Here is a 16509-nt window from a genome sequence, read left to right as displayed (position 1 = left end):
TCGGGAGCGGTCAGGCGGCCGCGGTCGGAACCAGCGCTTCCACGGTCAATCCGCCGTCGCCGGAGACGACGCTGAGCGTGCCGCCCAGCGCCAGAATCCGCTCACGCATGCCGACGAGGCCGAAGCCGAGCTTCTGGCCCGGCTCCATGCCGCGGCCATTGTCGCTGACCCGCACCCGCGCGCAAAAGCGGCCGTCCTGCGCCGTCTGCTGCGCCGGCTCGATGACGACATTGACCGAGGTCGCGCCGGCGTGGCGGAACACGTTGGTGAGCGCCTCCTGCACGATGCGATAGATGGTGAGGTCGGCGGTCTCGCCGGTGACCCCCAGCGACGGCGAGATCGTGGTCTCGATGGTGACATCGGGATGCGATTCCCGCCACAGCCGCGACAGCGATTCGAGCGCCTGGCGCAGCCCGAACTCGGCAAGGCCGACCGGCCGGAGCCGTTCCAGCACGCGGCGGTTGAACTGCTGCAGCGCGTTGATCTGCTCCAGCATGGCGCTGCCGTGTTTTCGCACCGCCTCCGCACTCGGGACGCGTCCATCCGCCTGCTTCGCCAGCGCGCCGGCATGCGCCCGCAGCGAGAACAGATACGGCCCAAACTCGTCGTGGAGCTCGCGCGCGATTTCCTTGCGCTCGATGTCCTGGAGCGACACCGCCCGCTCGGCGAGGCGCCGCTTGTCCTCGACCGCCTCACCGAGGGTTGCGGCAAGGTGGTTGAGCTTGGTGCAGATTGCAGCGAGCTCCGGCGCGCCGCCCGGTGCGACGCGGGCCTCGTAATGTCCGCCTTCGAGCTTCCCCATTGCCTCGGCCAGAGACTGCAGCGGGGCCAGCGCCCGGCCGACCACTTTCATCATCAGGAAAAACAGCGCCAGCGCGATCGCCGTGCCGACCTCGAGCTGGGTCACGATGCCGTCCCAGATTTCCGCGATCTCGTCATCGGGATGCGAGGTGATCAGGAGCGAGCCGGGCTTACCACGGATCGAGACCGGCACGCTCACCGCGGTCTGCTCGGGATGGACCAGGCTGACGAACCAGGCCGGCGGCCCGCGCGTGTCGGCGTCAGTGTCAAGCCGGGGCGGCGTCTGCGCATTGCCTCCGGTGTCCCGAAGCGTGATGCTGACATGGCGCAGGCGGCTGAGATCGCGCGCGATCTGGTTCAGCCTGGCATCCGGATCTGGCGCCTCGTTGAGATCGGCAACGATCATCTCGATGAATTCGCGGGCGAGCCGGATCACGCTCTGATCCTCGGCCTGCACGCGGGGACCTGCTTCCGCGACCTGGCGGCCGATATTGACGGCGAGCCCCAGCGCCAGCAGCAGCGCCAGCAAGAGGTTGATGCGCCCGCGCAAGGATAGATTCTGCCACATTGGTGTCGCCCGTGCCTCGCGAAGCCTCGCCTGCCGCTGTCCGATGACGTTGACAGCGGCGAAGCGCCCGATATCTAATCGGAAGCGTACAGCAATCCCGGCCGGGCGCGAAACAGGCCGACGCTGTCACAAGGAAACGCCTATGCGCATTCTGATCGTCGACGATCATCCCATTGTCGCCTCCGGCTGCCGTGCCGTGCTGGCCGACGAGGGCGAGATCGAGATTCTGGAGGCCGCCGACGCCGAAGACGGCGAGTGCGTCTTCATCGTCGAACGCCCCGACCTCTGCATCATCGACATCAATTTGCCGACCGTCTCCGGCTTCGAGCTCGCGCGCCGCATCCTCGAGCGCGCGCCGGAGGCCCGCATCATCATGTTCAGCATGAACGACGACCCGGCCTTTGCCGCACGCGCGATCGAGTGCGGTGCCAAGGGCTACGTCTCCAAGACCGGCGACCCCGACGACCTCGTCGAGGCGATCCGCGCCGTCGGCGGCGGCGGCACGTATTTGCCGAGCGCGATCGCGCGCAGCATCGCCTTCGCAGGACCGACGCTGGCGCAAAGCCCGCTGTCGAAGCTGAATGCGCGCGAGATGGAGATCCTGCGGCTGCTCAGCGCCGGCAAAAGTCTGTCCGAGATCGCCTGGCTGGTGCAATCGTCCTATAAGACGGTCGCCAACACCTCGTCCATCATGCGCCAGAAGCTCGGGGTGAAGACCTCGGTCGAGCTGGTGCGGCTGGCGATCGACAGCGGTGTTGCCTGACGCAGGCAGCTGCCACAAATTCGGTCACACAAGCGTTGCAATATTGATGTGGTGAGATGCCACGGAGTGAAGGCATGACGATTCAGACTGTCTCGACCAACAAATCCTACGGCGGCGTGCAGGGCGTGTATCGCCATGCGAGCCAGGCGACCGGAACCGACATGGTGTTCTCGGTCTATGTTCCCCCGCATGCCGACGGCGCCAAGCTGCCGGTGGTCTGGTATCTGTCCGGGCTCACCTGCACCCATGCCAACGTCACCGAGAAGGGCGAATTCCGCAAAGCCTGCGCCGAGCTCGGCCTGATCTTCGTCGCGCCGGACACCTCACCGCGCGGCGCCGACGTGCCGGGCGACGCCAACAACGCCTATGATTTCGGCTTAGGGGCCGGCTTCTATGTCGACGCGACGCAGGAGCCCTTCGCGCGCAACTATCGGATGTGGAGCTATGTCACCGACGAGTTGCCGAAGCTCATAGCGGGAAATTTTCCCGTCGACGCCAAGCGGCAATCGATCATGGGCCATTCGATGGGCGGCCATGGCGCGCTGACGGTGGCGCTGCGCAACCCGCACCGTTATCGCGCCGCGAGCGCGTTCGCGCCGATCGTGGCGCCCTCGCTGGTGCCCTGGGGCACCAAGGCGCTGACCGGCTATCTCGGACCGAACAAGGACGCCTGGCGTGGCCACGACACGGTGGCGCTGATCGAGGACGGCGCGAAGTTTCCCGGCTTCCTGGTCGATGTCGGCGAGGCCGACAATTTCCTGAAAGAACAGCTCAAGCCGGAGCTGCTCGAAGCCGCCTGCACCAAGGCGGGCATCCCGCTGACGCTGCGCCGTCAGGCAGGCTATGACCACAGCTATTATTTCATCTCGACCTTCATGGGCGACCATCTGCACTGGCATGCGGAGAAGCTGAAGGGGTGATCGGCTTTCTTCTCCCCTCGTGATGAGGGGTATCTCTCCGCGCGCGCAGTATCGTAGGGTGGGCAAAGCGAAGCGTGCCCACGATTTCTCTCGAATCATTGATTGATCGTGGGCACGGCGCAAGTGCGCCTTTGCCCACCCTACGATTCCCAATTCGCTGAGAGAATATCCTACTCCCGCTTGCCGTAATTCGGCGCCAATAGCCGGTTGCGGATCAAATAGCTCATCGTGCGGGTCCAGGCTTCATCCGTGTTGCCGCGCATGTCGGCGCTGGCGGCGGCGATCATGTTGCCGGTCTTAACGTCGCGCAAATAGATGTTGAGATTGATGATCAGGTTCGAGACCTTCTGCACCATGCCGGTGATCTCGAGGTCAGCGCCCAATTCGCCGGCGAGCTTGAGATCGCAGCCGCCGCAGGCCTGTAAGTTGGCGTGACGGGCGGCATCCCTGACCGGCGCGATGTCGAGCACCTGGAACCTGCCGGACTCCGTCAATTCCTTGCGCAGCTGCTCGCTGATGAGCACGAGCCGTGCCTCTTCGGGCCTGGAGCCGTAGAACTCCCCTGGCAGGCTGGTGTCGATCAGCTCGAAATCGAACACGGCCAGTTTCGGTGGATCGGCGCGCGCGAGCGAAGGCGTCAACAGCAAAGCGGCGATCATCATCAATGCTCGCATGATCGTGATTCCAGGCCTCGCGCGCGCAGGGACGAAATGCGGGGTTGCATGCCCTGCCAAATCGGTCATGCTCGAAGCAGAGACAATTCTCCACCTGCGGTCAAGCCGGGGAGATCGTTCGGAGGAAACATGATCCGATGGTTGGTCGGCCTGATTGGCTTAGGTCTTGCCGCGACGAGCGCGCTCGCGGCGGAGCCTGCCCTGATCGGCGTCGGCTATCTCGGCCTCGCCGGCACCAGATCCACACTGTCGCTGGTCGAGCAGCCCGCGGAGAATGACGGCGTCGCCGGCGCGCGCCTCGCCATCGAGGACAACAACACCACCGGTAAATTCCTGGGCCAGCGGTTCGCGCTGGAGGAGCGCCGCATCAAGGAAGGCGAGGACGTCGTCCAGGCTGCGGCTGCCCTTGCCGAGAAGAACAGCTTCATCATCACCGACCTGCCGGCCGACGCGCTGCTGAAAGTCTCGGACGCCTTGCGCGACCGCGGCACACTTCTGTTCAACGCAGGCGCGATCGACGAGCGGCTGCGCGAGGCCGATTGCCGTGCCAACGTCATCCACACCGCGCCGACACGGGCGATGCTGGCGGATGCGCTCGGACAATATCTGGTCTGGAAAAAGTGGTCGCGCTGGCTGCTCGTGGTCGGCTCGCATGACGAGGACAAGCTGTTTGCCGATGCGCTCCGGCGCACCGCCGCGCGGTTCGGCGCCAAGATCGTCCAGGAAAAAACCTTCGAGGACAAAGGCGGCGCGCGCCGCACCGATAGCGGCGTGACGCTGATCCAGCGCCAGATGCCCGTGTTCACGCAAGGCGCGCCTGCCTATGACGTGCTGGTCGCCGCCGACGAGAGCGAGGTGTTCGGCGCCTATCTGCCCTATCGCACCTGGGATCCCCGCCCTGTTGCAGGCTCGGCCGGCCTGGTGCCGCGAAGCTGGGACGCCGCGCAAGACCAGTGGGGCGCGATCCAGATGCAGAACCGCTTCGTCAAGCTTAACTCGCGGCGCATGACCGCGCTGGACATGCAGGCCTGGACCGCAGCCCGCATGATCGGCGAAGCGACCTCGCGCACCAATTCCGGCGACGTCAAGAAAGTCACCGACTTCATCAAGGGCCCGGATTTTTCGGTCGCTGCCTTCAAGGGCACGCGGCTGACCCTGCGCGACTGGAATTGGCAATTGCGCCAGCCGATCCTGCTGGTCGATGGCCGCATGGTGGTGTCGGTCTCGCCGCAGGAGGGTTTCCTGCACCAGGTCTCCGAGCTCGACACGCTCGGCTACGATCGTCCGGAGAGCAAATGCAAGCTGAAGTGAGAACGCAGATGTTGCGCATGTGGCGTGTGGGGCTCCTGTCCGGATTGGCGCTCGCGGCAGCGCCCGCCCATGCATTCATCGCCTATGTCTCGAACGAGAAGAGCAATACGGTCACGGTGATCGACACCGAGAGCTGGACCGTGACCAAGACCATCAAGGTCGGCCAGCGCCCGCGCGGCATCGACTTCACGCGCGACGGCAAGTTCGTGATGGTCGCCGTCGGCGACGACGACACCATCCAGGTGATCGACGCCAAGACGCAAGCCGTGGTAGACAGCCTACCCTCCGGCCCCGACCCGGAATTGTTCGCCCAGGATGCGGCCGGCAAGATCCTCTATGTCGCCAACGAGAACGACAACACGGTGACCGTGATCGACCTCGAGAAGCGCGCCCGGCTCGGCGACATCCAGGTCGGCGTCGAGCCCGAGGGCATGACCATCAGCCCCGACGGCAAGACGCTGATCAACACGTCGGAAACGACCAACATGGCGCACTTCATCGACACGGCGTCGCGCCAGATCGTCGCCAACGTGCTGGTCGATGCGCGGCCGCGCTTTGCCGAGTTCAAGCACGACGCTTCCGAAGTGTGGGTCTCCTCCGAGATCGGCGGCACCGTCTCGGTGATCGACCCGAAAAAGCACGAGGTGATCGGCAAGGTCAATTTCGAGATCCCGGGCCTGCGGAAAGAGGCGATCCAGCCGGTCGGCATCGGCATGACCAAGGACGACAAGACCGCCTTCGTCGCGCTCGGCCCCGCCAATCGCATCGCCGTCGTCGACGTCGCCTCGCGCAAGGTGACGAAATATCTGCTGGTCGGTCAGCGGGTCTGGCATATGGCGTTCACGCCCGATGAAAAATACCTGCTCACCACCAACGGCGTGTCGAACGACGTCTCCGTTATCGACGTCGCCGCGCAAAAGGTGATCAAGACGATTCAGGTGGGCGAACTGCCCTGGGGCATCACGATCGCGCCATGACCAGCCCAGCTCCGATTCCCGAGCCACAGGAGGCGCCGAAGCTGGAAGCGGCGGCGGTGCCGGCGCTGTCGATCGACGGCGTCAGTCATGCCTACGGGCAGCGGCGTGCGTTGATCGACGTCTCCTTCAACGTGCAGCCGGCGAGCTTCACCGCCCTGCTCGGCCTCAACGGCGCCGGAAAGAGCACGCTGTTCTCGCTGATCACGCGCCTGTTCGGCATCCAGAGCGGCCGGGTCGGCATTTTCGGCCACGACATCAGCAAAAGCCCCGGCGAAGCGCTGCGGCTACTCGGCGTCGTGTTCCAGCCACGCACGCTCGATCTCGACCTGTCGCTGACGCAGAACCTGCTCTATCACGCCGCGCTCCACGGCATCAGCCGGAGCGAAGCCGCCGCACGCAGCACCGAGCTGCTCGGCCGCATCGGGCTCGCTGACCGCGCCGGCAGCAAGGTGCGCGATCTCTCCGGCGGACAGATGCGGCGGCTGGAAATCGCCAGGGCGCTGCTGCACCGGCCGCGGCTGCTGTTGCTGGACGAGCCGACCGTCGGCCTCGACGTCAAGGCGCGCGCCGACATCATCAGCCAGGTCCGCCAGCTCGTGACGGAGCAAGGCATCGGCGTGCTCTGGGCCACGCATCTGTTCGACGAGATCATGCCGAGTGACGACCTCGTGGTGCTGCACCAGGGCAAGGTGCTGGCGCAGGGGCCGATGAACCGCGTCGTCACCGAGGCAGGCGCGCAGGACGTCAATACCGCCTTCATGCGCCTGACCGGCGCGCAAACCATGCCGGGAGGCGGCGCATGAGCAGCATCACCACGCGCGAGGTGCCGCGCGGCTTCTCGGTCCAGCAGTACCTGACCTGCCTCACCGGAATCGTCTGGCGCGAGGGGTTGCGCTTCCTGCATCAGCGCGAACGCTTCGTCTCGGCGCTGGTCCGGCCGCTGGTGTGGCTGTTCATCTTCGCCGCCGGCTTCCGTCAGGTGCTCGGCATCTCCATCATCCCGCCCTACGAGACCTACATCCTCTACGAGGTCTATATCGCGCCCGGGCTGATGGCGATGATCCAGCTCTTCAACGGCATGCAGTCCTCGCTCTCGATGGTCTACGACCGCGAGATGGGCAACATGCGCACGCTGCTGGTGAGCCCGCTGCCGCGCGGGTTCCTGCTGTTCTGCAAGCTGTTGGCGGGCACCGCGGTGTCGCTGCTGCAGGTCTATGCGTTCCTTCTGATCGCCTGGTTCTGGGACATCACTCCGCCGTCGTCAGGCTATCTCACCGTGCTGCCGGCGCTGATCCTGTCCGGGTTGATGCTGGGCTCGCTCGGCATGCTGATCTCCTCCGGCATCAAGCAACTCGAGAACTTCGCCGGGGTGATGAATTTTGTCATTTTCCCGATGTTCTTCGCCTCGTCCGCGCTCTATCCGCTGTGGCGGGTGCAGGAGGGCAGCCCTTATCTGTACTATCTGTGCGAGGCCAATCCGTTCACCCATGCGGTGGAGCTGATACGCTTTGCACTCTACGGGCAAATCAACTGGGCCTCGCTGGCAGTGGTCGCGGCTTGCACAATCGTCTTCATGATCGGCGCAATTCTGGCCTATGATCCCTCGCGTGGGCTGGCGCGACGGGGGCCCGCAGGAGGCGAAGGATGAAGGTTCTGGCAATGGCTGTTGTGGCGCTGGCGCTGTCGGGCACGGCCGCGCGCGCGGCCGATCCGCGCTATCCCGACTGGCCCTGCACGCAAGCCAAGGTGCCGGAGATTTCACTTGCCGCCGTCTGGGCCGGCCCGGCGCTCGACGACGTCCAGAACACATGGAAAGACGACGCCAAGGTCAGCGCGCTGGTCGCAAAACTATCGGCGCGCAAAACGCCGCTCGATGAGGCCGAAAAGTCCGTGAAGGAATTTCTGGCCGCCTCCGCCACCGACAAGACCGCGAAGGCAAAGCTCCTGTTCGCCGGCCTGTTCGACACGCTCAATGCCCAGCGCTCCCAGGTGATGGCCGGGCTCGAACGCGTCAGCCGCAAGCAGCGCGAAGCCGCCGACAAGATTCGCGAGGAGACGATCGCCCTTCATGCGCTGCAGGGCGCGACGCCGCGCGACGAGGCCAAGGTCGAGGCGCTCGGCAACGAACTGATCTGGAAGACCCGCATTTTCGAGGACCGTCACAAGGTCGTGCGATTCGTCTGCGAGGTTCCCACCACGATCGACCAGCGCCTGTTCGCACTTGGCCGCGTGATCCAGCAGGAAATGGAATAGCGCCCGCCTCGCTGGCGCCCACCACGGGTTCCCGGATCGGCCCGGTTAACCTTTGCCCTGCTATCTGCCGGAACCAAATCGATCTAGGATGGCTTGTCGAAGTGAACTCCAAGACGTCGGGAGGCCTCGATGGGAACCACAAGATTCATCTGTGCGGGCGCTGCGGCCCTCAGCATGCTCGCAACCAGCGCTCTTGCTGACGACATGACCGGAATGGTCATGCGGATCGACCGGCTCAACGGCACGATCTCGATCCAGCAGACGCAGAAGGGCACCGTCGGTGGCAGCGCTGGCGGCGCCGGCGCGCTCCAGGAGTACAAAACCAAGGACGCCGCGATGCTGGAGGCCGTTCATGCCGGCGACAGGGTGAACTATTCTGCGACCGAGAACAACGGCACGGGCACGCTGACGAAGCTGCAGAAGCAGTAGGCGCTTCGCCTCTCCCCGCTTGCGGAGGGGGAGTCTCCGCGAGTCCAACTCTCACCGTCCCCGAGGAGAGTCCCCCTCACCCCAACTCTCTCCCCGCAAGCGGGGCGCGGGAGCAGACCTGCGTTCACTCGTCTACTGCTCCGGCCGCGGCTCCGGCTGCGCATCTTCCGTCGGCAGCTTGGCGCGCTCCCAGCCGTCGGTGCCGTCAGGGTACCAGGCGATGTTGGTGTAGCCATACGCCTGCGCGCGCTTGGCGGCGTTCCAGGACATCCAGCAGTCGGCGAGGCAATAGATCACCAGCAGCGCGGCCTTGTCGCCACGCGAGGCCTGTGCGAGGCCGCGCTGGAGATAATCGTCCATCGCCGGCGGCAAACTGCCGTAGCCGGTATCCGGCAGCCAGATGCTGCCTGGAATGTTCTTGCGCGGCGCATCGCGCCACACCGTGCTTGCTGGAAGGTTCTTCGGCTTCGGCGGGCGCGGCAGCACGTCGACGAACGCACCGCTCCTGGCGCGCCAGATCGCTTCGGCTTGCACCGTGTTAAGCACGCGCGCGCCGACGAGCGTCGCCGGCACCGGTGCGCGATAATTGTCGGCGCGATAACCCTCGGGCTCGAACGGCTCCTGCTGCTGCGCGGATGCCGGCACCGCCAACGCGGCAACGACGAGCGCAGCGGCAAGACGCCGCCTCATGGCGACTTCTTGGCCGCCTCCGCGCTGAGCGGCCGATCGCTCTCGTCGAGCAGCGGTATACCGAAGTCGACCAGGATCTTGTTGATCTCGCCCTGGTTCTCCTGGATCAGCTTGTTGAGCTGTCGCTTCCAGTTCTGGTCGGCGGGACGCACGCCCATGCCGATGCGATAGACCAGCTTCGGCCCCGTGGTTTCCTTCACCAGCGGCGTGACGTGAAGCGAGCCGACCTTCTTCGCGTAGTAGCCGGCCATGGGTCCCCACAGCACCCCGGCGTCGATCTTGCCGGCGGCGAGGTCGTCGACCATCGCTTGCGCCGAATTGTCGTAGCGCGTGTCGATCATCAGCGGATAGGGTTTTGCATCGCTCATCAGGCCGGCAATGGCCATGTTGGTCGCCGGCGGCGTTCCGGCGACGATGCCGACGTGCTTGCCCTTCAGCTTCGGATCCTCGAGCGTATCGACGTCCTCGAGCCCGCTGCCGGCCTTGGCGACCAGGGCGTACGACGTGCGGTAATAGGGATTGGTGCCCTGCACGACGTCATCACCTTGCGGAAAGCCCATGATGACGTCGCAGCGATGCGCGCCCAGCGTCATCCGAACGAAGCCGGTGGCCTGCGGGAAGAAGACGTAGTCGAGCTTCTTCTTGAGCTTGTCGGCAAACAGCTCGGCCAGCTTGTTCTCGAACCCCTCGCCCTTCTCGTTCGAGAACGGCAGATTGCGCGGATCGGCGCAGACGCGCAGCACGTTCGGGTCGACCAGCTCGAACGAGAGGTCGCCGCTGTCGCTGGTCTGTGCGATGGCGACATCGCCGAACGCACAGGACGCAACCAGGACCCCCAGTGAAAACAACCAGCGACGATGTCGTCCGGCCTCCGTCATCGCGCTTCCTCCTCGTTTTGTTTGAATGCTATCCATGCAACGCATGACGCGCCATGTTTTGCCAGACTTCGCTGGCTTTGCTTTGTTGCAGTGCAATGCAGCAACCCTTTGAACTGAGGCGGAAAAGTGTCTCGCATCGCTCGAGTGATCGCAGCCTTGTCCCTGCTGGGGATCGTAACGCTAGCACGGGCCGGGGCGGCCGAATTGCCTGTGAGCGAAGTCGCACCGGGAATCTTCGTACACTCCGGGGCCATTGCCCTGATGACCCGCGAGAACGAGGGCGACATTGCCAATGTCGGCTTCATCGTGGGCGATGATGCCGTAGCCGTCATCGACACCGGCGGCAGCCTCCGCGAAGGCAAGGCCCTGCTGGCCGCGGTGCGGGCCCGCACGCCCAAGCCGATTCGCTATGTCATCAACACCCACGGCCATCCCGACCACGTCTTCGGCAACGCGGCCTTCGCCGCCGGAGACACCAGCTTCGTCGGTCACAGTAAGCTGCCGCAGGCGCTCGCGACGCGCGGACCCTACTATCTCGACAATTTTCGCCGCATCATGGGCAGCGAATTGATCGATCCCGTGAAGATCGTTGCCCCGACCCTCTTGGTTTCGGACACGATGACGCTCGATCTCGGGTCGCGTCGCCTGACCTTGCGCGCCTGGCGGACCGGGCACAGCGACAGCGATTTGACCGTGTACGACGAGACGACGAAAACCCTGTTCGCAGGCGACCTCGTCTTTCTTCGCCACATTCCGGTCATGGACGGCAGTATCCGCGGCTGGCTCGACACGTTGAAGGAATTGGAGACAATCCCGGCGCAACGCGTCGTTCCCGGTCACGGCCCCGTGAGCGACTGGCCTGCCGCGCTGGCCGATGAGCGGCGTTACCTGTCAACGCTGTTGTCCGACGTGCGCACGCTGAACAAGAATGGCGAGCCGATCCGAGCCGCCGCCGACAAGGCGGCTGCACAGGAGCGGCCGCGCTGGGAGTTGTTCGGCGATTACAATGCCCGAAACGCAACTGCAGCATTTTCGGAAATTGAATGGGAGTAGCAGGCGCGCTACGATAGGTGCAGGAGATCAGCCTCGCTGACTCCGGGGACCATGACCATGACCCGATGGATACGCCACCTGCCCTTGATCGCCGCCCTGTTCGGCATCGCCTTCGCCGCACCAGTGCAGGCTGAAGAAGCCGACGATCCCTGGCCGGGCCTGGTGCAGGACATCTTCAACAGCCGTGCGATGAATGACGGCAGCGCCGTCATCGGCATCGAGATGCCGTATCGCGCAGAGGACGCGGCGATCGTGCCGGTGACCCTGCGCAGCAAGCTGTCACCCGCAGACAGTCGCCGTATCCGTTCGATCACGCTCGTGATCGACCGTAACCCGGCGCCGATGGCAGCGAAGTTCGAGCTCGGCTCCGATGCCAATGTCACGGAGATCTCGACGCGCGTGCGTGTCAACAATTACACCGATGTGCACGCGGTGGCCGAGCTCAGCGACGGCCAGCTCTATGTCTCGAAAGTCTATGTGAAGGCCTCGGGCGGCTGCTCGGCGCCGGCAGGAAAGAACGCCGAGGAGGCGCAAAACCGGCTCGGCCAGATGCGCTACCGGCAGTTCGCGCGCGAGGAAGCGCCCGCGAGCCGCATCCGCGAAGCACAGATCATGATCGGCCATCCCAACAATTCCGGCCTGCAGATGGACCAGGTCACGCAGCTCTACATTCCCGCCTTCTTCGTCAACCAGCTGAAGCTGACGCAGGACGACAGCCCGGTGCTATCGATGGAAGGCGGCATCTCGATCTCGGAAGATCCCAATCTGCGCTTCACCTACGTCTCCAACGGCGCCAAGCGTTTCCGCGCGGAAGCAAAGGACACGGATGGGCACGTGTTCCGGAATGAGTGGGATGTAGAGAAGCCGGGGACGTGAGAGGCGGATCACCCGCCCCTGGAGGGGGAGGGTCGGCTCACATGGAGCGCAGCGAAATGTGAGACGGGGTGGGGTGACGGTCTCTCCACATCCGACACTGCCGAGTGGAGAGATCACCCCACCCCGCTCGCGCTGCGCGCGATCGACCCTTCCCCTCCAGGGGAGGGTAAGACATCGCCGCTATCATCAAAAACACCTCACCTCGGCTTCCGCCTGCGCGCGCCGCAAATCGTTCACTGCCGTGTTCGCCTGCTCGGAGGTGCGGAACTGGACGCCGAGATTGCCGCGGACCTGGGACATGCTGAGCGCGGTCTCGGCAGTCACGTAGCGCTCATAGGTGACGATCGAGGCGACCACATCGATCGAGCAGGAACATTGCTCGATCGATTGCCGACTCTCGCCATTGGCCTTCATGCAGCCATAGACGTACTCCGCGCGCGCCGACGTCGGATAATCATTGGCCTCCTCGGCCCGCGCCACGCACGCGGTCGCCGCCAACACCGTCAATGCGGCGACAATCGGTCGTAGCTGTCCGGCCAGTTTCATGCGCATCCTCCCGCGGGTTGCGAGCAAAGCTATGCTATGCGTATTGTCCTGAAAAGCACTCTGTCAGAGGAAACGGCTCACAAGGTGATGAGAGCATTTGGCGTGATAAGGGCACTTGGTCGCACATTGGCGCTGGCGACGACGCTGACGCTGACCTTGGCCGCGCCCGGCCGCGCCGCGGATTCGATCCGCCTTGCGGTGCAGAAAACCGGAACATTCTCCTGGGAGCTGGCCGCGATCCGCGCGAGCGGCCTCGACAAGGAGGCGGGCCTTTCGCTCGAGGTCACCGAGCTCGCGAGCACCGAGGCCGGCAAGATCGCGATGCGCGCAGGCAGCGCCGACATCATCCTGTCGGACTGGCTGTGGGTGTCGCGCGAGCGCGCGCTCGGTGCCAAGCTCACCTTCTATCCCTATTCCAGCGCGCTCGGCGCGGTGATGGTACCCGCATCCTCTCCGATCAAGACGCTCGCCGACCTGAAGGGGCGCAAGCTCGCGGTCGCCGGCGGGGCGATCGACAAGAGCTGGCTGCTGCTCCAGGCGAGCATGAAGCAGGACGGCATCGACCTGAAGTCGGAGGCGACCATCGCCTACGGCGCCCCGCCCCTGATCGCCGCCAAGGCGCTCGACGGCGAGATGGAGGCGAGCCTCAATTTCTGGAATTTCTGTGCCCAGCTCGAGGCCAAGGGATTTCGCCGCCTCGCCGGCATCGAGGACATTCTGCCGAAGCTCGGTGCCAAAGGCGCGGTCTCCGCGGTCGGCTATGTCTTCGACGAGAATTGGGCGGCGAGCCATCGCGACGCCGTGGCGCGCTTCATCACGATGACGCGCAAGGCCAAGGAGCTGCTGGTGACATCGGATGCGGCCTGGGACAAGATCGCGCCGCTGACCGGCACGTCCGACGCAGCCATGCTCAAGACCTATCGCGACCGCTATCGCGACGGTATTCCGCGCCGGAGCATCGACGACGAGGAGAAAGACGCGCGCGTGCTCTACCGCGTGCTCGCCGAGATCGGCGGCCGCGACCTCGTCGGCCCGGCGGCCGAGCTCGATCCGGGCACGTTCTATCACGCGGTCCCCGGAGATTGAGGTGCTGCGTCTTCTGTCGTTCGCCCTGTTTCTCGCGATCTGGTGGATTGCCGCGCTGTTCGTCGGCGGCGCGAAGCTGCCCTCCCCGCCGGCCGTGCTCGAGGTGATGATCGCGGAAGCCTCATCCGGCGCGCTGTTCCTGCATCTCGGCGCCACGCTGGCGCGCGTCACCCTCGCCTTCGTGCTGGCGATGTCGCTCGGCAGCGCCATCGGCTACCTGATGGGACGGGTCAGGCTTGCGGATAAGCTCGGCGATCCCTGGCTGATCCTGCTGCTCAATTTGCCGGCGCTGGTCGTGATCGTGCTGGCTTATATCTGGGCCGGTCTCACCGAAGCTGCCGCGATCGCGGCGATCGCCATCAACAAGCTGCCGACCGCGGTGGTCACCTTGCGCGAGGGCACCCGCGCGCTCGACCGCTCGCTCGACGAGATGGCGAGCGTGTTCGCGATGCCGCGCTGGCGCGCGTTCCGCCATGTCGTGCTGCCGCAGCTTGCGCCCTATATCGCCGCGGCTGCCCGCTCCGGACTGTCGCTGGTGTGGAAGATCGTGCTGGTCGCCGAACTCTTGGGCCGTCCGAACGGCGTCGGCTTCGAGATCGGCGTCGCCTTCCAGCTGTTCGACACGCCGCGGCTGCTGGCCTATTCGCTGACATTCGCCGCGGTCGTGCTCGTGATCGAAACCTTGCTGGTGCAGCCGTTCGAAGCTCGTGCAAACAGGTGGCGGCCCCGTGCGGCTTGAGGTCGAGATCACAGGCAAGACGTTCAGGAGTGCCGCGGGCGGAACGCACGAGGTACTGGCGCCGCTCAAATTCGCGCTTTGCCCCGGCGAGGTCGGCGTGCTGATCGGCCCGTCCGGCTGCGGCAAGAGCACGATGCTGCGCATCATCCTCGGGCTCGATAGCGATTTCAGGGGCCACGTTGCGCGTCCGCCGCAGGCGCGGATCGGGATGGTGTTCCAGGAGCCGCGGCTGTTGCCGTGGCGTTCGGTCGAGCAGAATGTGCGGCTGGCGGCGCCCGACGTGACCGAGGCGAAGCTGTCGGAGCTGTTCAGGATTCTGGAGCTGGAAGCGCATCGAAGCCACTTTCCCGGCGAGTTGTCGCTCGGTCTTGCCCGGCGCGTCGCGCTCGCGCGCGCTTTCGCAGTCGAGCCCGATCTGTTGGTGCTCGACGAGCCCCTCGCCTCGCTCGACGATGCGCTCGCCGGCCGCCTGCGCGACGAGATCGCGACGCTGGTGGCCAGCCGTCCGGTGATGACGCTTTTGGTGACACACAGCCTGGACGATGCAGTGCGCCTCGGCGACCGGCTGTTCTTCCTGTCGCCGCGGCCAGCGCGGATCGTGGCCGAGGTGCCTATCGGCATCCCGCGCGACAGACGCGGCGAAGCCGAGATTGCGGCGATCAAGGCCGGCCTCGCCCAACGAACTCAAGGCGACCGCACTGAGCGAGATGTCTCATAGCCGGTCGCCTGGCGGACGTGCTAGACTGGGCCGGCGGCGGAGTCGATGATGACGCGGACGGTCGCCCTCTCAACGCTGGCAACGCTTGGTCTTGCACTCGTCACGATGACGGCGGGCGCGCAGGACATGATGCGCGACGTCGACCTCACCTCCCCCGCGATGGTCTCGTCCGAAATGACCAGGCCAGAGGTCGAGGCCGTGCTGGCCAAAGCGAGCGCCGCGCAGCCTGCCGATTTCACCGGCAAACGCCTGTCGGGCCTCGATCTCTCGGGGCTGGACCTGTCCAACGCGGTCTTCCGCGCCGCGCGGCTCAACAAGACAATACTCCGAGACGCCAGGCTTGACCGTGCAATCCTCGATCAGGCGTGGCTGCTGGATGCGGATCTTACCGGCGCAAGCCTGAAGGGCGCCAATCTGTTCGCCTCGCAAATGGCCCGCGCGCGTCTCGACGGCGCGAACCTGTCAGGAGCGCGCATCACTGCCGATCTCACCGGCGCAAGCCTGATCGGCGCTTCGATCGCGGACGCGCATCTGGGCGCCGATATGCGCAACCAGTCGATGGGGCTGATGCGCGCGGTGCTGAGATCCGCCAATCTGGAACGGCTGAACGCGCGCAACGCCGATTTGTCGCGCGTCGACCTCGAATTCGCAGTCCTCAGGGGCGCCGATCTGAGCGGCGCATCACTGAAAAACGCCCAACTCGGCGGAGCCGATCTGACGGGCGCCATCGTCATCGACGCCGATTTCGACGGCGCCGATCTCGTCTCGGCGAAGCTGATCGCACTGAACGGCCTTGACCGCGCCAAAAATTTCGACAAGGCAAAGAACCGCGAGCGCCTGATCAGGGAATGATGGCCCGCCTTTGGGAGGACTGGCTGATGCGTTGGGTTCTAGCTTTGATCGCGTCGTTGACGCTTGCCGGCGAAGCCGCCGCGCAGGCCAAGGGCAAGGGCATAAGGCTCTGGAACCTGACGACGGAGACGATCTCCGGATTCCAGCTCTCACCCGCCGGCAAGACCGATTGGGGACCGAACCAGTGCTTGAACGACAAGGACAAGGAGGTCGACCACGACGAGCGGCTGCGCATCACCGGCGTCGAGCCGGGCCGCTACGACGCCAAGGTCAGCTATCCCAATGCGCGGCAATGCGTCGTTCGCGACATCGAGATCAGGGCAGACGCGGTGTTCTCGATCGCCGACAAGGATCTGAAAGACTGCAGCAAGTAGC

The 16509-nt window shown here is 65.1% G+C and carries 20 protein-coding genes; 15 read left to right on the top strand and 5 right to left on the bottom strand.

Annotated features, from left to right (window positions below; all coding sequences use genetic code 11):
• Nucleotides 1–10: 10 nt before the first annotated feature.
• Nucleotides 11–1369 (bottom strand): histidine kinase, encoded by a 1359-nt coding sequence (locus tag GGD65_RS11205; protein ID WP_183235305.1) that lies wholly within the window; start codon nucleotides 1367–1369, stop codon nucleotides 11–13.
• 142 nt (nucleotides 1370–1511) lie between these two features.
• Here GGD65_RS11205 and GGD65_RS11200 point away from each other — a divergent pair, with 142 nt between their 5' ends.
• Nucleotides 1512–2132, top strand: coding sequence for a response regulator transcription factor (locus tag GGD65_RS11200; protein ID WP_018320706.1), 621 nt, complete (start codon nucleotides 1512–1514; stop codon nucleotides 2130–2132).
• Between the two features lie 74 nt (nucleotides 2133–2206).
• Nucleotides 2207–3052, top strand: coding sequence for an S-formylglutathione hydrolase (gene fghA / locus GGD65_RS11195; RefSeq protein WP_183235304.1), 846 nt, complete (start codon nucleotides 2207–2209; stop codon nucleotides 3050–3052).
• Between the two features lie 170 nt (nucleotides 3053–3222).
• Here fghA and GGD65_RS11190 read toward each other — a convergent pair whose 3' ends face one another.
• Nucleotides 3223–3795 (bottom strand): DUF3280 domain-containing protein, encoded by a 573-nt coding sequence (locus GGD65_RS11190; protein ID WP_091966648.1) that lies wholly within the window; start codon nucleotides 3793–3795, stop codon nucleotides 3223–3225.
• 60 nt (nucleotides 3796–3855) lie between these two features.
• On the opposite strand from GGD65_RS11190, the gene GGD65_RS11185 reads away from it, so the two are divergent.
• From GGD65_RS11185 to GGD65_RS11160, 6 genes are all read left to right on the top strand, one after another.
• On the top strand, nucleotides 3856–5037 hold the full coding sequence (locus GGD65_RS11185) for an ABC transporter substrate-binding protein (RefSeq protein ID WP_183232123.1): 1182 nt from the start codon (nucleotides 3856–3858) through the stop codon (nucleotides 5035–5037).
• Nucleotides 5038–5045: 8 nt separating this feature from the next.
• Nucleotides 5046–6014: a YVTN family beta-propeller repeat protein gene (locus tag GGD65_RS11180; protein WP_161966386.1), complete on the top strand. Its 969-nt coding sequence runs from the start codon at nucleotides 5046–5048 to the stop codon at nucleotides 6012–6014.
• Nucleotides 6011–6817, top strand: a complete 807-nt coding sequence (locus GGD65_RS11175; protein WP_183235303.1) for an ABC transporter ATP-binding protein — start codon at nucleotides 6011–6013, stop codon at nucleotides 6815–6817. The genes GGD65_RS11180 and GGD65_RS11175 overlap by 4 nt, the downstream gene beginning before the upstream one ends.
• Entirely contained in the window at nucleotides 6814–7662 is an 849-nt protein-coding gene (locus GGD65_RS11170; RefSeq protein WP_018320712.1) for an ABC transporter permease, read from the top strand. Before GGD65_RS11175 ends, GGD65_RS11170 begins: the two co-directional genes overlap by 4 nt.
• The gene (locus GGD65_RS11165; RefSeq protein WP_018320713.1) at nucleotides 7659–8267 is read left to right on the top strand and encodes a hypothetical protein; all 609 of its coding nucleotides are present in this window, start codon (nucleotides 7659–7661) and stop codon (nucleotides 8265–8267) included. The genes GGD65_RS11170 and GGD65_RS11165 overlap by 4 nt, the downstream gene beginning before the upstream one ends.
• Nucleotides 8268–8396: 129 nt before the next feature.
• Complete coding sequence (locus GGD65_RS11160) at nucleotides 8397–8696, top strand: copper-binding protein (RefSeq protein WP_018320714.1); 300 nt, start codon at nucleotides 8397–8399, stop codon at nucleotides 8694–8696.
• A 132-nt stretch (nucleotides 8697–8828) separates the two neighbouring features.
• On the opposite strand, the gene GGD65_RS11155 is transcribed toward GGD65_RS11160, so the two are convergent.
• The gene (locus tag GGD65_RS11155) at nucleotides 8829–9386 is read right to left on the bottom strand and encodes a PQQ-dependent catabolism-associated CXXCW motif protein (RefSeq protein ID WP_183235302.1); all 558 of its coding nucleotides are present in this window, start codon (nucleotides 9384–9386) and stop codon (nucleotides 8829–8831) included.
• Entirely contained in the window at nucleotides 9383–10264 is an 882-nt protein-coding gene (locus GGD65_RS11150) for a substrate-binding domain-containing protein (protein WP_183235301.1), read from the bottom strand. The genes GGD65_RS11155 and GGD65_RS11150 overlap by 4 nt, the downstream gene beginning before the upstream one ends.
• 126 nt (nucleotides 10265–10390) lie before the next feature.
• Between GGD65_RS11150 and GGD65_RS11145 the strand changes: the two genes are divergently transcribed.
• The gene (locus tag GGD65_RS11145) at nucleotides 10391–11317 is read left to right on the top strand and encodes a quinoprotein relay system zinc metallohydrolase 2 (RefSeq protein ID WP_183235300.1); all 927 of its coding nucleotides are present in this window, start codon (nucleotides 10391–10393) and stop codon (nucleotides 11315–11317) included.
• A gap of 57 nt (nucleotides 11318–11374) precedes the next feature.
• Complete coding sequence (locus GGD65_RS11140) at nucleotides 11375–12193, top strand: quinoprotein dehydrogenase-associated SoxYZ-like carrier (RefSeq protein ID WP_183235299.1); 819 nt, start codon at nucleotides 11375–11377, stop codon at nucleotides 12191–12193.
• Between the two features lie 186 nt (nucleotides 12194–12379).
• Here GGD65_RS11140 and GGD65_RS11135 read toward each other — a convergent pair whose 3' ends face one another.
• Complete coding sequence (locus tag GGD65_RS11135; protein ID WP_026202407.1) at nucleotides 12380–12739, bottom strand: hypothetical protein; 360 nt, start codon at nucleotides 12737–12739, stop codon at nucleotides 12380–12382.
• An 87-nt stretch (nucleotides 12740–12826) separates the two neighbouring features.
• Here GGD65_RS11135 and GGD65_RS11130 point away from each other — a divergent pair, with 87 nt between their 5' ends.
• From GGD65_RS11130 to GGD65_RS11110, 5 genes are read left to right on the top strand one after another with little or no spacing between them, the layout of a single operon-like run.
• On the top strand, nucleotides 12827–13825 hold the full coding sequence (locus GGD65_RS11130) for an ABC transporter substrate-binding protein (RefSeq protein WP_183235501.1): 999 nt from the start codon (nucleotides 12827–12829) through the stop codon (nucleotides 13823–13825).
• A 1-nt stretch (nucleotide 13826) separates the two neighbouring features.
• On the top strand, nucleotides 13827–14564 hold the full coding sequence (locus GGD65_RS11125; RefSeq protein ID WP_179735803.1) for an ABC transporter permease subunit: 738 nt from the start codon (nucleotides 13827–13829) through the stop codon (nucleotides 14562–14564).
• Nucleotides 14554–15282: an ABC transporter ATP-binding protein gene (locus tag GGD65_RS11120; protein ID WP_183235298.1), complete on the top strand. Its 729-nt coding sequence runs from the start codon at nucleotides 14554–14556 to the stop codon at nucleotides 15280–15282. The genes GGD65_RS11125 and GGD65_RS11120 overlap by 11 nt, the downstream gene beginning before the upstream one ends.
• Nucleotides 15283–15330: 48 nt before the next feature.
• Nucleotides 15331–16134, top strand: coding sequence for a pentapeptide repeat-containing protein (locus tag GGD65_RS11115; protein ID WP_183235500.1), 804 nt, complete (start codon nucleotides 15331–15333; stop codon nucleotides 16132–16134).
• A gap of 26 nt (nucleotides 16135–16160) precedes the next feature.
• The gene (locus GGD65_RS11110) at nucleotides 16161–16508 is read left to right on the top strand and encodes a hypothetical protein (RefSeq protein ID WP_026202409.1); all 348 of its coding nucleotides are present in this window, start codon (nucleotides 16161–16163) and stop codon (nucleotides 16506–16508) included.
• Nucleotide 16509: the final 1 nt, after the last annotated feature.

Source organism: Bradyrhizobium sp. CIR18, assembly GCF_014198295.1.
Taxonomy (GTDB): domain Bacteria; phylum Pseudomonadota; class Alphaproteobacteria; order Rhizobiales; family Xanthobacteraceae; genus Bradyrhizobium.
This window is presented reverse-complemented; position numbering and strand designations above follow the sequence as displayed.

Bases quoted from the DNA above. Each gene is read 5' to 3' on its own strand.
- GGD65_RS11205 (WP_183235305.1), bottom strand. From the start codon at position 1,369: ATGTGGCAGAATCTATCCTTGCGCGGGCGCATCAACCTCTTGCTGGCG.
- GGD65_RS11200 (WP_018320706.1), top strand. From the start codon at position 1,512: ATGCGCATTCTGATCGTCGACGATCATCCCATTGTCGCCTCCGGCTGC.
- fghA (WP_183235304.1), top strand. From the start codon at position 2,207: ATGACGATTCAGACTGTCTCGACCAACAAATCCTACGGCGGCGTGCAG.
- GGD65_RS11190 (WP_091966648.1), bottom strand. From the start codon at position 3,795: ATGACCGATTTGGCAGGGCATGCAACCCCGCATTTCGTCCCTGCGCGC.
- GGD65_RS11185 (WP_183232123.1), top strand. From the start codon at position 3,856: ATGATCCGATGGTTGGTCGGCCTGATTGGCTTAGGTCTTGCCGCGACG.
- GGD65_RS11180 (WP_161966386.1), top strand. From the start codon at position 5,046: ATGTTGCGCATGTGGCGTGTGGGGCTCCTGTCCGGATTGGCGCTCGCG.
- GGD65_RS11175 (WP_183235303.1), top strand. From the start codon at position 6,011: ATGACCAGCCCAGCTCCGATTCCCGAGCCACAGGAGGCGCCGAAGCTG.
- GGD65_RS11170 (WP_018320712.1), top strand. From the start codon at position 6,814: ATGAGCAGCATCACCACGCGCGAGGTGCCGCGCGGCTTCTCGGTCCAG.
- GGD65_RS11165 (WP_018320713.1), top strand. From the start codon at position 7,659: ATGAAGGTTCTGGCAATGGCTGTTGTGGCGCTGGCGCTGTCGGGCACG.
- GGD65_RS11160 (WP_018320714.1), top strand. From the start codon at position 8,397: ATGGGAACCACAAGATTCATCTGTGCGGGCGCTGCGGCCCTCAGCATG.
- GGD65_RS11155 (WP_183235302.1), bottom strand. From the start codon at position 9,386: ATGAGGCGGCGTCTTGCCGCTGCGCTCGTCGTTGCCGCGTTGGCGGTG.
- GGD65_RS11150 (WP_183235301.1), bottom strand. From the start codon at position 10,264: ATGACGGAGGCCGGACGACATCGTCGCTGGTTGTTTTCACTGGGGGTC.
- GGD65_RS11140 (WP_183235299.1), top strand. From the start codon at position 11,375: ATGACCCGATGGATACGCCACCTGCCCTTGATCGCCGCCCTGTTCGGC.
- GGD65_RS11135 (WP_026202407.1), bottom strand. From the start codon at position 12,739: ATGAAACTGGCCGGACAGCTACGACCGATTGTCGCCGCATTGACGGTG.
- GGD65_RS11130 (WP_183235501.1), top strand. From the start codon at position 12,827: ATGAGAGCATTTGGCGTGATAAGGGCACTTGGTCGCACATTGGCGCTG.
- GGD65_RS11115 (WP_183235500.1), top strand. From the start codon at position 15,331: ATGACGCGGACGGTCGCCCTCTCAACGCTGGCAACGCTTGGTCTTGCA.
- GGD65_RS11110 (WP_026202409.1), top strand. From the start codon at position 16,161: ATGCGTTGGGTTCTAGCTTTGATCGCGTCGTTGACGCTTGCCGGCGAA.